The sequence below is a fragment of the Variovorax sp. GW821-FHT10B04 genome (assembly GCF_059415645.1).
In genome coordinates this window covers 279,858-293,397 of sequence record NZ_JBWKNQ010000001.1, presented here as the reverse complement: position 1 = coordinate 293,397, position 13,540 = coordinate 279,858, and the positions used below count along the sequence as shown (strand labels likewise).

General features: G+C 65.6%; 8 protein-coding genes and 1 pseudogene. 2 read left to right on the top strand and 7 right to left on the bottom strand.

The window, feature by feature from the left end; translation table 11 throughout:
• Positions 1 to 92: 92 nt before the first annotated feature.
• The 3 genes from AC07PZ_RS01410 to AC07PZ_RS01400 form a co-directional block, all read right to left on the bottom strand.
• On the bottom strand, positions 93 to 2,513 hold the full coding sequence (locus AC07PZ_RS01410) for a TonB-dependent siderophore receptor (RefSeq protein WP_495293209.1): 2,421 nt from the start codon (positions 2,511 to 2,513) through the stop codon (positions 93 to 95).
• Between the two features lie 203 nt (positions 2,514 to 2,716).
• Positions 2,717 to 3,715 carry a FecR domain-containing protein gene (locus AC07PZ_RS01405; protein WP_495293208.1) on the bottom strand — a complete coding sequence of 333 codons (999 nt, stop codon included), beginning with the start codon at positions 3,713 to 3,715 and terminating at the stop codon, positions 2,717 to 2,719.
• A gap of 5 nt (positions 3,716 to 3,720) precedes the next feature.
• Positions 3,721 to 4,230: a sigma-70 family RNA polymerase sigma factor gene (locus AC07PZ_RS01400; protein WP_495293207.1), complete on the bottom strand. Its 510-nt coding sequence runs from the start codon at positions 4,228 to 4,230 to the stop codon at positions 3,721 to 3,723.
• 222 nt (positions 4,231 to 4,452) lie between these two features.
• Here AC07PZ_RS01400 and xseA point away from each other — a divergent pair, with 222 nt between their 5' ends.
• Positions 4,453 to 6,204: an exodeoxyribonuclease VII large subunit gene (gene xseA / locus AC07PZ_RS01395; RefSeq protein WP_495293206.1), complete on the top strand. Its 1,752-nt coding sequence runs from the start codon at positions 4,453 to 4,455 to the stop codon at positions 6,202 to 6,204.
• Positions 6,201 to 6,527, top strand: coding sequence for an exodeoxyribonuclease VII small subunit (gene xseB / locus AC07PZ_RS01390; RefSeq protein ID WP_495293205.1), 327 nt, complete (start codon positions 6,201 to 6,203; stop codon positions 6,525 to 6,527). The genes xseA and xseB overlap by 4 nt, the downstream gene beginning before the upstream one ends.
• 148 nt (positions 6,528 to 6,675) lie before the next feature.
• Here xseB and pgaD read toward each other — a convergent pair whose 3' ends face one another.
• From pgaD to pgaA, 4 genes and pseudogenes are all read right to left on the bottom strand, one after another.
• Positions 6,676 to 7,248 (bottom strand): poly-beta-1,6-N-acetyl-D-glucosamine biosynthesis protein PgaD, encoded by a 573-nt coding sequence (pgaD, locus tag AC07PZ_RS01385; protein WP_495293204.1) that lies wholly within the window; start codon positions 7,246 to 7,248, stop codon positions 6,676 to 6,678.
• A 1-nt stretch (position 7,249) separates the two neighbouring features.
• Positions 7,250 to 8,520 (bottom strand): annotated as a pseudogene (gene pgaC, locus AC07PZ_RS01380) (poly-beta-1,6-N-acetyl-D-glucosamine synthase).
• On the bottom strand, positions 8,517 to 10,667 hold the full coding sequence (gene pgaB, locus AC07PZ_RS01375) for a poly-beta-1,6-N-acetyl-D-glucosamine N-deacetylase PgaB (protein WP_495293203.1): 2,151 nt from the start codon (positions 10,665 to 10,667) through the stop codon (positions 8,517 to 8,519). The pseudogene pgaC and the gene pgaB overlap by 4 nt, the downstream one beginning before the upstream one ends.
• Positions 10,664 to 13,375: a poly-beta-1,6 N-acetyl-D-glucosamine export porin PgaA gene (pgaA, locus tag AC07PZ_RS01370; RefSeq protein WP_495293202.1), complete on the bottom strand. Its 2,712-nt coding sequence runs from the start codon at positions 13,373 to 13,375 to the stop codon at positions 10,664 to 10,666. Before pgaA ends, pgaB begins: the two co-directional genes overlap by 4 nt.
• Positions 13,376 to 13,540: the final 165 nt, after the last annotated feature.

Sequence of the window (13,540 nt, the reverse complement as noted above, 5' to 3'; positions counted from 1 at the left end):
GCACTGCTTCGTGTCGTGCCGTTCCGATCTGGATTCATGCCGAATCGCTCATCCGGCGAGTGCCGGTCGCTTCGGCCACCCGTCGCGAGGTGTCAAAACCTGTAGTTCATCGTCGCCAGGAAATTGCGTGGCGTGCCGTAGGTACCGCTGTTGGAGGAGTAGTAGGCCCAGTACTTCTTGTCGAACAGGTTGTTGATGTTGACTTGGAGCGACAGCCGCGACGTGAATTCGTAGCGCGCCATGATGCCGACCACGGTGACCGCCGACTGCTGGTAGCGGTAGGTGTTTCCGGACGCCGCGAAGCTGATGTCGTCGTAGGTCGAGTTCTGCCATTTCAGATTGCCGCCGACGGTCAGCTTGCTCCATGCGCCGGTCAGCCGATAGGACGTGCCGAGCTTGAAGAGCGTCTTCGGCATGTAGGGGTTGAATTCCGAACCGTCCTGGTTCCTCGAGATGGTGCGCGATAAACCGGCGACCAGATGCCATCCTGGCAATGGCTCGCCCGACACCTCGGCCTCGATGCCGCGGCTTTTCACGCCGTCGGCGCCCACGTAGGCCTGCTCGCTGGTCCCCGACACCATGGTCGTGCCGTCCGCCGTGGCGACATGGTCCTGGAGGGTCTTGAACAATGCCATCGAGGCGTTGAGGCGGCCGTCCAGGTATTCACCCTTCAGCCCGATCTCGTAGTTCTTGCCCACGGTCGGGTCGATGTAGCGGCCATCGGCCGTGCGGTAGTTCTGCGGGTTGAAGATGTCGGTGTAGCTCGCATACAGCGAATGGGCCGATCCGAGGTCGTAGATCGCGCCGACATAGGGCGTGAATTTCGATTGGGAGTTGGTGTCGGTGCTGGTCGTGCCGCGCCAGCTCGTGAAGCGTCCGCCGACGATGAGCTTCAATGGGTCGGCCAGCGACAGGCGCGCCGCCGTGTAGACCGCGCTCTCGCGCGTGCGCGTGACGCTGTCGCTCTCGGAGGAATCCAGCCATTCGGGTTCCGCATAGGAGGTGTTCCAGTTGAAGTAGTTGCCGATCTCCTCGATGGCGTACCTGCTGCCATAGGATCGCGCGCGCCGCGAACTGTCATTGAGGCCCACGATCAGCTCATGCTGGCGTCCCCACAGGGAAACCGGTCCGCTGGCCTGCAACGACCCGGTGGTTTGTCGATGGGCTGCATCGGCGCCCCACGAATAGGCCCACAGTCCGGCACCCGTGGCACTGTCCAGCCCGGTGCCGTACAGATCGTAGGGAAGCACCAACTGGGTCTGGTAGTCCTTTTGACGGTAGGTCAGGTTGCCTTTGAGGTTCCAGCCGTTGTCGAAACGGTGCTCCACATCGGCGAACACCGACTTCGCGGTGCTGTTCCAGTACGTCCAGCGCGCACCTTCGTTGGTCGATCGCGACCAGTCGGTGCGGGTGCCGTCGCTGAACAGCACCGGCAGGCCGCCCCAGGTCGCGCCGTCGAGGTCGCCGCGCGTGTAGTCCGCGCCGATGGACACGCGCGTCTGCGGTGTCAGGTCCGCTTCGATGGTGCCGTAGACACCCCGCTTCCTGCTCTTGTTGTCGTCGATGAACGAGTCCTTGTCCTGGGTCACCGCCACCACCCGGGCGCGGATCCGTCCATCGTCGGTCAGCGGCGTGGACAGGTCCACTTCGGCACGCCGGTTGTTCCAGGAGCCGAGGCTGACGCTCGCGTTGCCCTGGAAGGTCTTGCTGTCGGCGCGCTTGCGCACGTAGTTGACGGTCGCCGACGGCTCGCCCGCGCCGGTCAGCAGGCCGGTGGCGCCGCGCACGATTTCGACGCGGTCGTAGAACGCGAGGTCCTGCGCGTTCTCGCCATAGCTGCCGCCCTCGCCGTCATTGCTGACGACGCCGTCGTAGGAGGTCCGGTCGACGGAAAAGCCGCGAGAGTAGAAGTAGGTCCGGGTGTCCATCTCGTTGCCATAGATGCCGGTTACGCTGTCCAGGGCGTCCTTGGCCGTGATGTAGCCCTGGTCCTCGATCTGCTGGCGAGTCACCACGCTGACCGACTGCGGCGTTTCGCGCAGCGACAGGTCGAGGTGGGTGGCGGCGTTGGTGTCGGTGGCCGTGTAGGAACCGGTCCCTTCCGTTTTTCCGGCGCGTTCCGCCTTGGCCGTCACTTCGACCTCCGACAGCGTGGCGCCGTCCCCCGAAGAGGACGCTGCCGGCGCAACCTGCGCCATGCGCTGCACCAGGTAGCCGCCGTCACCCTGGCGAACGGCTTGAAGCGAGGTTCCCGCCAGCAGCGCATTCAGCGCGTCGGGCACCGTGTGCACACCGGAGAGCCCACCGCTTTGCAGGCCACGGGTCAGCTCGGTTGAAAAAGACAACAGGATTCCTGCCTCGCGGCCGAAGCGGCTCAGCGCGGCGGTGAGCGGGCCGGCCGGAATGTCGTACGCGCGGGCAACTGCAGCCTGCTGGGCTTGGGCGGCCGGTGCCGCCCCGATGGCCGACCCGATCGCGATGCAGGCCACGGCCTGCGCCACTGCGAGGGCCATGCGGCTGCGTCGGCCATACCGCAGGGCGGCATTTGCAATTGAAGCGTCGTGCTGCGCGAGCTGGCACATGTGAGTTTTCCTCTGAAAGACGATTGAAGATAGGTTCCCTACCTTCATTGCCCCGCGAGAAGCCAAACGGGATCAGTTCGCGCCGGTCTTTTATGGAGAAGTTGAAACAGAAAGTTTTTTCGGCCGGTGGCGGGTCATTCCGCCGCTCTCCATGGCTGCACGCTCGCCCAGAATTGGGTGCGGTAGTGGATTTCCACCGGCAACGAGCGGGTCAGCATGTCCAGTACCTTGGTCGTGTCGTCCAGAGGGTAGGTGCCGGTGACCCGCAAGCTCGCGACCGAAGTCGCACAGCTGAGCCAGCCAGGGCGATGACGCGCCAGCTTGGCGATGAAATCGCCCAGCGGCATGTCCTGCGCCACGATCATTCCGTCGACCCACGCCGTGTCGGCCTCGTCGGCGGCTTCGGGCTCGCTCACCTGGCTGGTGGTGAAGCGGGTCTGCTGATCCGCCGTCAGCGCACGCGGGCTGCCGTGTCGGGGCTGCACCATGACCGAACCTTCATAGACGGCAACACTGCTTTCGCCGCGCCCCATCTGGCGCGCGCTGAACCGAGTGCCCAAGGGCTGCAGTCGCCCCTCGGCAGTCTGGACGAAGAACGGGCGGGCCGGGCTGCGATCGTCGGGCGCGGTGTCGATCAATACCTCGCCGCCAGTCAGCCGTATGACCCGCTCGGTGTGGGTGAAGGCGATGTCGATGGCGGTACTGGAGTTGAGTTCGACGCGGCTGCCGTCGGCCAGGGTGATGGCGGTGCGTTCACCCACGCCGGTGCGGCTGTCGGCGACCCATTGGCGCCATGGGGTGTGGCGTTCCGCCGTCCAGGTGATGCCGCCTGCGAAGAGTGCGACAGCGAGCGCCTGGACAGCGCGCCGCCGGCCAGCCGACCCGGCGGGCGCGAGCACCGCATGCGCCAGGGGGCGTCGCAACGTCTGCATCCTGGTGCCGAAAGCCTCGATGCGCTGCCAGGCACGTTCATGGTCCGGGTGAGCCGCTCGCCATGCCTGCCAGTTGGCATGTGTCTGCTCGTCGGCCTCGTCGGACTGCAGTTCCACCAGCCAGGCGGCGGCTTGCTGGCGGACCTCGACAGGAATCGGGGCGTTGGGCGCAGGCTGCGTTGAATCGCCACGAAGCGACATGCGTGTCAGTCTTCCAGGAAGCAGCACTGCGCCACCGCCCGCGAGATGTAGCGCTTGACGGTGGGAACGGAGACGCCGAGCCGCTCTGCGATCTCCGCCTGGCGAAGCCCATCCAGTTGCGACAGCAGGAAGGCCTGGCGGACCAGCGGCGGCAGGCCGTCCAGCAGCCGGTCCACTTCCACCAGGGTTTCAAGCAGGATGGCTCGGGTTTCGGGGGACGGCGCTTCGGCTTCCGGGAGCAGCGCAAGCGCTTCCCAGTAGGCGTTCTCGATCTTTTGGCGCCGGATCTGGTTGGCCACCAGCCCCTGCGCGATGGTCGTCAGAAATGCACGGGGTTCCCGAATGATGGCGAGCTGCGCTTCTTTGCACAGCACCCGGACGAAGGTGTCCTGAGCGATGTCGGCCGCATCGAAGGAGTTGCCCAGCCGCCGACGCAGCCAGCCTTGCAGCCAGCCGTGGTGGGCCGTATAGAGGCTCTGGATGGTTCCCGTTTCATTCAAGACGTGCGCGACCACGGTGCATCCCGATCTGATATGCGATGACGATGCCCGCCATGCAATGGCTGAGAGGTGGCTTGGCTGCGGCTGCATCTCCAGCCCAGGATGCGACGGGGCACGTGAATTATAAATCGCAAATGAGAGTGATTATCGTTGGCGGGGCTTCTACCTCCGAGACGCAGCCGCCAGGCATGAGAAAATCTCGCTGAATCTGGCAACAAAGTGCCAGCCATCGCCACCATGTCCCGCCAATACCTCGACGTTCCCTATCGTTCCAAGGATGCGGCCAAGGCGCTCGGGGCGCGGTTCGACGGCACCGTCAAGCGGTGGTACGTGGAAGCAGGAACCGATCTGTTCGCCTTCAGTGCCTGGTTGCCGGCGGAACTGCGCGCGGTCGCCTTGCCGGCGTTCGGCGGCCTGGAGGATCCGGGCCGGCACGGCGACGCGGGAGCGGTCTCGCTCGACGTCAAGAAAGGCATATCGCTCTCTCGTCTCCTGAACGACGTCAGCGCCGCGGTTGCCCAGGCCTTCGCCGCCGGTGTCTGGACGCTGGTGGAGGTGGTGGAGGCGCGTACCCGCAATGGCCATGTCTACCTGGAACTGTCCGAACGAGACTCCCAGGGACAACCGGTCGCCAAGGCACGTGCCTTGATCTGGGCGAGCACGGCGGCGCGCGTCCTTCCCCAGTTCGAGGAAGCCACCGGCGCGGTGATCGGTCCGGGCATCAAGCTGCTGGTCCGTGCACGCCCCGTGTTCAAGGCCCAGTACGGATTCAGCCTGGAACTCGACGCCATCGACCCCGACTACACCCTCGGCGACCTCGAGGCGCGCAAGAAGGAGATTCGTGCCCGGCTGCAGCGCGAAGGCGTGTTCGAGCGCAACCGGCAGCTCCCTGCACCGTGGGATTACCGGCATGTGCTGGTCGTCGCACCCGCGGAAGCTGCCGGGCTGGGGGACTTCCAGAAGGAGGCGGACCGGCTCGTGCGCTTCGGCCTTTGCGACTTCGTCTATGCGCACAGCCGTTTCCAGGGAGAGGGCGCAGCGCTGGAGATCATTGCCGCCGCGACGGCCGCGCTGCGCACGGCCACGGGAGACCGGCAGCCCGACGCCATTGCGATCATCCGCGGCGGTGGCGCAGTCAACGACCTGGCCTGGCTGAACGACTACGCATTGGCCCGGTTCATCTGCGACGTGGAGATTCCCGTGATCACAGGCATCGGACACGAGCGCGACAGCACCATTCCCGACGAGGTGGCGCATACGCGCTACGACACGCCCAGCAAGGTGATCGCCGGCATCGAACAGCAGATCCTGCGCCGCGCGCGGGAAGCGCGAGCTGCCTGGGACGCCGTCTCGGCATCCAGCGTGCGATGGACGCAGAAGGTGCGTTCGGACGCGGACCGCTGGGACGCCCAGATCCGTTCCGATGCCCGGACCCACCTGGCGCGTGCAAGGCAGGACAGCACCGGTGACTTCCACGCCATCGCGACGGGCGCGATGCAGGCGGTTCATGCGGCCTCGCGTGAGAGCGTGGCGCTGCTGAACCAGGTGAAGGTCGAGACGATGCAGCAGATCGCTGGCGCCCGGCAGTCGGTGCCCATCCTCATGGCGGACGTTCGCGCTGGTGCCCTGGCCCACACGGGCCGCGCCAGGTCGGTCGCCCAGGCCGCCTACAACGCGACCGTCGAAAGCGTCGCCATCGGGTCCCGCCAGGCGCATCGGGATGTCGCGCTGGAACTCCAGCGCGTTGCCGAGCGTGCGCAGAGTGCGGTTCAGCAAGCACGGACACTTTCACAGGCGATGGTCAGAGAAGTGACGGGGCAGGGGCCCGAGCAGACACTGGCGCGTGGCTTCGCGATCGTGCGTTCGAGTGGGGGCCCGCCCATCACGTCGCGCCAGCAAATGCCGGACTCGGGCCACCTCCAACTCCAGTTCCGCGACGGTACCGCCGAAGTGTCGGCGGTGCCTCTCAACAAGAAGATCGAAGAATGACCACCAGTTTTCGTGACGCCTACGGCGTCCTGCAGCGCCACGCCGAAACCCTGCGGGATCAGCGTGAACCCAACATCGACGATCTCCTGAACATCGTCACCGAGTCCGTCGAGGCCTACCGCGTCTGCAAGGCACGCATCGATGCGGTCGAGGTCGCGCTCAAGGCCGCGCTGGATGGCGTGGACGCGCAGTCGCCACCTGTGGCGGTGTCCACGGGGTCTGAAGGGCCGGTTTCGCGCAGGGCTGCCGTGACCGAGCGTGCGCCACGTGCGCCCGCGCCTTCGCCGAGCGGCGCTGCGTTCGACGACGACATACCTTTTTAGGGTGGTTCCAAGGCAACTCGACCGATGACCGGGCCGCGCAATCAAATCAACGGCAGGCGCTGAATGGGTACTGCATCATCAAGTCATCCTGAAGTGGAAGCCGACTACAGACTGGACCATGAAGCATGGTGCTCGACGGCATGCCGGCTCAGGCTGGTCGCCGGCGTTGAGGTAAGACAGGATCTTCTCGGTCGCCCATATCGAACGCGTCGCTCAAGCGCCCTTCGTCGTCGTGATGGACGACGAGCCGCTGCGCCTGTTGCCAGCCCGACAGGTCCTTCGATGGCACATTGGCATAGCTCGCCAGTTCGGCCATGGAGCTTGCTTGCGCCTGCTTGGCGCGCTGGCTGTCCCGATGGGCGTATCGCCTGAAGGGGGCCATGAGCAGCATGGCCGCGAAGATGACGCCGATCACGCCGGCGTAGATGATGAGTAGGCTGGTGCTGCGCAGTTGGTCGGCGGACTGGAACAGGTGGCGCCATGCGTAGTATCCGACGCCGATCCAGAACAGTATCAGCACCGCCGGGCGCAGCAGCTGCAGCCAGATGTACATGCCGATGGCGCGATGGGGTGGCTTGTTGGTACGAAAGGCTTCGAACGGCATGCGTGTCGCATCCAGGATGGGGTCCTGGTTCGGCTCGGCCCAATCGCCAATTCGATCGGTCGGTTGGAGTTCCAGGGTTCGGGAAGGGTGGGGCATAGGCCGCAGGTTTTGATTCATTTCAGTTCGCATTGATTTGTCCTCGATCAGGACTTGTCCAGACCGCACGCTTGCCGCGGCGGCGAAACAGGGTGATGGGAATTGCAAGCACAGTGGTGAACATGTTGATCATCCAGAATGCAATGGGATACCAGACGGTCCAGACGAGGTATCGCATGATGTCGCGGTCGTAATGGCGATCGATCCACAGGCTGACCAGCATCTGCAGCATGCAGGTCGCACCGAGCAACATGCCGTTCCATTCCGGCAGAAAGCCGACGAACTGCCACTCCGGTGGCAGCAAGCGCTTGATGACGGAAAGGATCAACACGCTGAACATGGCATAGGCCCAGACCACGCTGGCCAGATACTCGAAGAAGATGGGCCACATGCGGATGTTTCGCGGATGGAGCACCTCGAGGCCATGGCGCAACAGCGTCTGCGCTCCGCCGGTCGCCCAGCGTTGGCGCTGTCGGTACAGGCCGCGCACGGTCTCCGGCATCAGGATCCAGCACGCCGCACGCGGCTCGAAGCGTACGTCCCAGCCCTTGAGCTGCAGCTTCCAGCTGATGTCGATGTCCTCGGTCATCACATCGGGACTCCAGAATCCCACCTCCAGCAATGCGCTCTTGCGAAACATCGACAGCACGCCCGACACGGTGAACAGCCGTCCGATCAATTGCTGTGTGCGCTTGATGAGCCCGATGGTCGACGAGAACTCGCCGACCTGCATGCGTCCCAGCAGGCTGGTGCGTGTGCGGATGCGCGGATTGCCGGTGATGGCGCCCACGCGCTCCGACTGCTGCATGTGCCGCATCATCCAGGCGATGGCATCGGGGTCGACCAGCGCATCGCCATCGACGCCGAGGATGAAATCGCCTTGGGCCAGCAGCGCCGCGGTGTTCAGACCGACCGCCTTGCCCTGGTTGATGGCATGGTGAAGAACGCGCAGTCTGGGATAGCGCGCAGCGAGTGCGTCGAGTTGTGCACGGTGTCGTCGGTGCTCCCGTCGTTGACCGCGAGCACTTCGAAATTCGGATAGCGACTGCGCATGAGCTGGTCGATGACGTCCGTCACGCTTCTGCCTTCGTTGTAGCACGGCACGATCACACTGACCATCGGCGTGGCGTCCAGCATCGACAACGGATCTTTCGGAAGATGGCGATCGCGCTCGAAGAAGAACGCGTGGGCGAGGCCACCGCACATCCAGACGAATGCCATCAGGAAGGGGTAGTAGAAGACGAAGCTGAACAGGAACCGGACCAGGCCGGCACCAAAGAAATCGGAGCTCATCGAATGGATCCTGATGCGGCGCCGTTGCTGCCGTCGCGTGGTTGCTCTGGAACGAGAGTGGGAACCTCCAGCTTCTGCGGCGCTGGAGAGGCCGACGTGAGGCCGACGGCGTTCGGCAACTCGGTCCGCACGGACAACGCGGCGCGCACCGTGGGCAGTCCGGGTTGGTCATGCAGGAAGTCGTCCGGGGAGTACGCCAGATGCCGCGCGCCCATGCGATGCAGCAAAGACCACTCTGCCGCCAGCGTCTCGTCCGGCACGGCCGAGCCGTCCCGCCAGTCAGTTGCCTGCAACTCGAACACGGTCCGCTCGATCCCGTGCGGCGTCGCCGATACCTTGCGCGCCAGTGCGGCCAGCCAGACCGAGGGATCTGCCGCATGTTCCCTGAACGGCATCGCCATCACGGCCGTGTAGTCGTAGGCGTCGAGCGACTGCGCGTAACTCTGCGCGAATGAGGATTCCGCCTCGGGCTGCATGACGGGTTGCGCATAAAGATTTCGCGCCGTCAGGATCCCGGGCTGCCAGTCGCGCACGCGCTGCGCCAGTTCGAGCGTGAAGTCGGTCAGGAAGCGCGTCTTGGACGCCGACCAGCGCGCGTGCAACGTGGGGTCCGCACGGATGGCCGACACATCCGCGGGCAGGCCCCAAGCCGCGTAGGTTGCGATGGCTGCGGGACTGGTGTCCTCGTCATCGCCGATCGTGGCATCTTCGTGGAAGAGTATTCCGGCAAAGGCAGCGTGCCGGCCCAGGTCCTCGTAGATGTCGCCGATCAGCGCACGGACCGCAGGGTCGAAGGGGGACAAGCGTGCATGACGCGCGCTCTCCGATGCTCCGTCGGGCTTCGTTGCGCCCTGCAGCCGTGCCACCTGCCTCGTCGTCAGCGGATTGCCCGCGGGCAATCGGAACGCCATGACCGGCATCCATGCATAGACCTGCACGCCGGTGCGGGTTCGCAGTTGCCAGGCGACCCGATTGAACAGGTCGGCCCGCATCGGCATGTGGCGATTCGGGAAGTAGAGTGCGTCCGCCACGCCGTCGCCGTCGGGGTCCGCAAAGGCTTGAAGATAGACCGCACCGGGCCCGATGGCCTGGACCCGATCGAGCAGCTGCGACAGCTTGACCTCCTGGCGCGCCGGATCGGGGTCGTAGACACGGTCGAGGTCGACGTGCATCGCGCGATGGAGCGGAAAGATTGCGCCCGACTTGGGCATCCTCAGCAGCATGTTGTAGGGCACGGGCATGTCGAAGCTCGCCAGGCCGCGGCCGATCTCCTTCAACGGAACGCCGCTGTCGTTCGGCCCCTCGTCCAGGGTGAGCGTGATCGGCATGCCGGCGCGATCCGCCGCGCGCAGCGCCTGGCGGTTGTAGGCACCGTAGGGCCACACCATCGCTCGCACCCGGCTTGCCGTGTGGCGTTCGATGAGATCGCGGCTGCGGCGCAGGTCGGCCTCCACGCGCGCCTCGTAAGTCGTCACGTCCTCATAGCGCTGTGTGGCCGCGTCATAGGCCAGCGTCGTCGCAGCCGGTTGCAAGTTGCCTTGCGGGTTGCCGGGAATGCCCTGGTGCATGGCATCGCTGTGGCTTGCGAATTCCACCAGACCCGAGGCGGCCATCTCGCGCGCCTGCGCCCAGGACAGGAAGGCTTCGCGCAACGGTGGCGACACTTCGCTGAAGCCCGTCACCGGCTGCGCCGCTGGAACTTCGAGCCAGCTCGTCACCAACGCCATCACGGCGGGGTAACCAAAGCGCCGGAGCAGCGGGAAGGCCTTGGTGTAGGCACTCTCGTAGCCATCGTCGAAGGTCAACAGCACGGCGCGCGGTGGCAAACGCGGCCCATCGGCGCGGGCATCGACGATCTGCTGCAGGCTGACCGGGTGATAGTCGGAAGCCTCGAGCCATGAGAAGAACTCGGCGAGCGTCCGTTCGTCGATGGCCGTTGCGTCAGGTGCGGTCGCGAAGGTTTCCCGCACATGGGTACGCACGTCGTGGATCGCTATGGCGCGGAAGGTCTTGCCGTCGTCCGCATCGGGCGGGGGAATGCGTTGTGCTGCCGCCGGCATGGCGAGGCAGGCGCCGGCCAGCAACAGCGCGAACGCAACAGGCAGGCGCCGGCGCATCACTGCAGCGAGATTGAATATTCTTGTCATTGCAGTGGCACCGAAAGACTCAGGAAAACGAAGGGGCGGCGTTCGCGTACGCCGTCGTAGGGACGGCTCGACACGCCGAGCCCGTAGCGCAGCCGCATGGTCGGGCTCAGGCCCCACTCGTGTGCATAGCGCAGCGACCACAGCAGGCCGCTGCCGAACCCTTCCTGCTGGTACCGGCCGGTGCTGACCTCGACCGCTTGCGCGAAACTGCGGTCATCGCGTTTCCAGGTGAGGTAGCGGCCACGCAGGCCGATTTCCTCGGCGGTTTCGCGTGACGGGCTGAAGTACGGCACGTTCTGGTCTTGATAGCGTGCCGTCTCGATCGACATGGTGCTTTCAAGCTGGAATTCGGGGCTGCTCGCCAGACGCTCGCGCCACGTAAGCCCGACCGAATCGCGCGCGTTGCCGTCGCTGAAGTCCATGCGTCCGGCGGTCCCTTCAAAGACGCGGGACTCGTCGACGACATAGCTCGCGCCGACTTCGGTGGCATGCGCTCCGATGCCCGCAAGGCGCGCCTTCCATGGTGTGTCGAGGCTGTTGGTGTCCACCGTCGCGAAGAGACGCCATGCATCGCTTGCCCGGTACCTGGCGGCCAATGCCACGCCGGTGCGATAGGGGCCGTCGTTGGCCTGGGTCACCTCGCCGCTGAGGTTCCAGCGTCCCTTCAGCCATTCCGCGCCGAGGCCCGAGCGTGCGAGCAAGACATTGCCGCCGTCGGTACTCGCATGCGCGAGCGCCTGGTGGTAGAAGATTCGCCACTGGTCATCGACCCAGGGTGCGATGAGTCGGGTGTCGGTTCGCCAATCGCGATTGGCGAGGGCACCGCCATCCTTGCCTGCCTCGGCGTCCACTTCGAGTCGGGGCGCCATGGTGGCATTGCGCAGCCTCACCGCATTGCGTACGGCGATGGCGTCGGGTGCCTCGGTCTCGAGCCGATCCGTCAACTCCCTCGCGTCCTTGAGTTCACCGACGTCGAAGAGCGCTCCGGCAAAGCCTGCCCGCGCGGCGACGTCGTCCGGGTGGTCGACAAGCACTTCCCGATAGTGGTCGGCAGCCGCATCCGGGTGATTGCGCACCATCGCGGTCTCGGCCTGCGCCGAACGAAAGCCCGCGTTCATCGGTGCCATGGCGGACAGAATCGTCGCGCTGCGTTCCGCCTGTGCCGGTTGATCGCTGTAGAGCTGCGTCAGCGCGCGCAGGTTGAGCAGCTCGCCATATTGGGCGTTGGGCCGCCCGGCCTCGGGTGTCTGGCGCAGGACCGGCGAGGTTGCAGCTTCGAGACGGGTCAGCAGGCGATCGGCATCCACGAAACGCCCGGTGTCGAGGTATGCGTAGACGAGGCCGATGTGCGTATCGCTGGGCATGGGCAGCCGATCGCCCGCGTCGTCCAGTGCCGCTTCGTACAACGGCACCGCCAGATCCGAGCGGCGCCGCTGTTGCTGAGCGCCCGCCACTTCCGACAGGACGTAGTAAGGCGGCATTGCACCTTCGGCGCGAAGTTCGTCGTACGAAGCGATGACTTCCGGAAAGCGTCCGCGAGCCGACAGCAGCAGGATGCGGTCGTAGTTCAGCTGAAGACGGAGCCTTCGCCAGGCGGCCGTGTCGTCTTCATGGCCGCCCAGTGCTGCCCTGTCTTCTTCGACATGGGTGGCCGCGAGCGTGGTGTCGTAGCGCGGAAGCAGCAGGTCGATGGCGGCGAATCTGTTCTCGCCCGATTCCGTGGTCTGCGATCGTTCGGCGACGGCCCAGCGCGAGGCCTGTCCGAGGGCTTGCTGATGCAGGCTGGCGAGTTCGAACGCCGAGAACATGCCAGGCCACGCTCGTTCTGCCGCCTCCGCTCGCTTCCACGCCGCGGTCGCTGCGTCCGTCGAAGCGAGCAGGAAGATCGCGGCTCGGTTCGCGTAGCGATGCGATGGTTGCAACGCCAGCAGTTGGTCGTACCGGCGCAGTGCCTCCGGTGAATCGCCACGTGCTTCCGCGATCGCGCCCCAGGCCTCCAGCACCGCGACGCGCTGTTCTGCCGTCGGCTCGGCCCAGGAGGCAGACAGGGCGGTCAGTGATGACTCGGCCCGCGCCAGATCGCCGTTGTCGAGTTGCCAGAAAGCCTCGAATACGCGGGGCCGCCATGCGTCGGGTTCACGCTCGCGCATCAAGCTCACGGCCTGGCCCTCCAACTCCCGGTCCGAGGTACCGCGAGCGGCGAGGAAGGCAGGTGCCAGCGCGTAGGTCGCGAGCGCCGACAACGGCGCCTTGCGAGCCCAGGCTGCCGCCTCGACCGACCTGCCGGCCGCCATGGCCCAGGTGATGCCATCGGCGCGGACACGGCGGCGCGCGACGTCGTCGAGTGGTTGCTGCTTCCAGGCGGCCAGACGGTCGAAGCCGTCCGACGCGGACACGCGGCCCGCCCGTTGCTCGGCGACCAGCTGGTCATGGGCGGCCGGGGTGTACGTCGCGACGTTCGCCGGGCCGCTCCCGGTCGATGTGTCGACGGCCTGTGCATGGGCGCCGGGCGTTACCGTGATCAGCGCAATGAGAGCGATCGCACCACCCAGCACGGTGAGCCGGGAGGCCCGCGGAACGCCACGGGGACTGTGGCCGGGTCGGTGGATGTAGCGAAGGGGGGTGTGGAAGTTGGAAGCATGAACTGATGCCGAGGCGCGGTTGTTGAGCTCGGCAGAGTTCCCTTGAATCGATTCCGAGAGGGCCATTAGTGGCGCGGTCTCTCCACGCGGGTGAGGTTCGAATGAGAACTTTCGTGTAGTCTGAAAGCTTATGTAACACCGCGTGAGCGGCGGTTGCTTCTGTGTGCGTGTCGCCTCGGTATCCAGAACGACAAGGTCGGCCAAGCACGGCCGCAGCAGCAGACGGGAAGC

Bases quoted from the DNA above. Each gene is read 5' to 3' on its own strand.
- AC07PZ_RS01410 (WP_495293209.1), bottom strand. From the start codon at position 2,513: ATGGCCCTCGCAGTGGCGCAGGCCGTGGCCTGCATCGCGATCGGGTCG.
- pgaB (WP_495293203.1), bottom strand. From the start codon at position 10,667: ATGACAAGAATATTCAATCTCGCTGCAGTGATGCGCCGGCGCCTGCCT.
- xseA (WP_495293206.1), top strand. From the start codon at position 4,453: ATGTCCCGCCAATACCTCGACGTTCCCTATCGTTCCAAGGATGCGGCC.
- pgaD (WP_495293204.1), bottom strand. From the start codon at position 7,248: ATGAATCAAAACCTGCGGCCTATGCCCCACCCTTCCCGAACCCTGGAA.
- pgaA (WP_495293202.1), bottom strand. From the start codon at position 13,375: ATGGCCCTCTCGGAATCGATTCAAGGGAACTCTGCCGAGCTCAACAAC.
- xseB (WP_495293205.1), top strand. From the start codon at position 6,201: ATGACCACCAGTTTTCGTGACGCCTACGGCGTCCTGCAGCGCCACGCC.
- AC07PZ_RS01405 (WP_495293208.1), bottom strand. From the start codon at position 3,715: ATGTCGCTTCGTGGCGATTCAACGCAGCCTGCGCCCAACGCCCCGATT.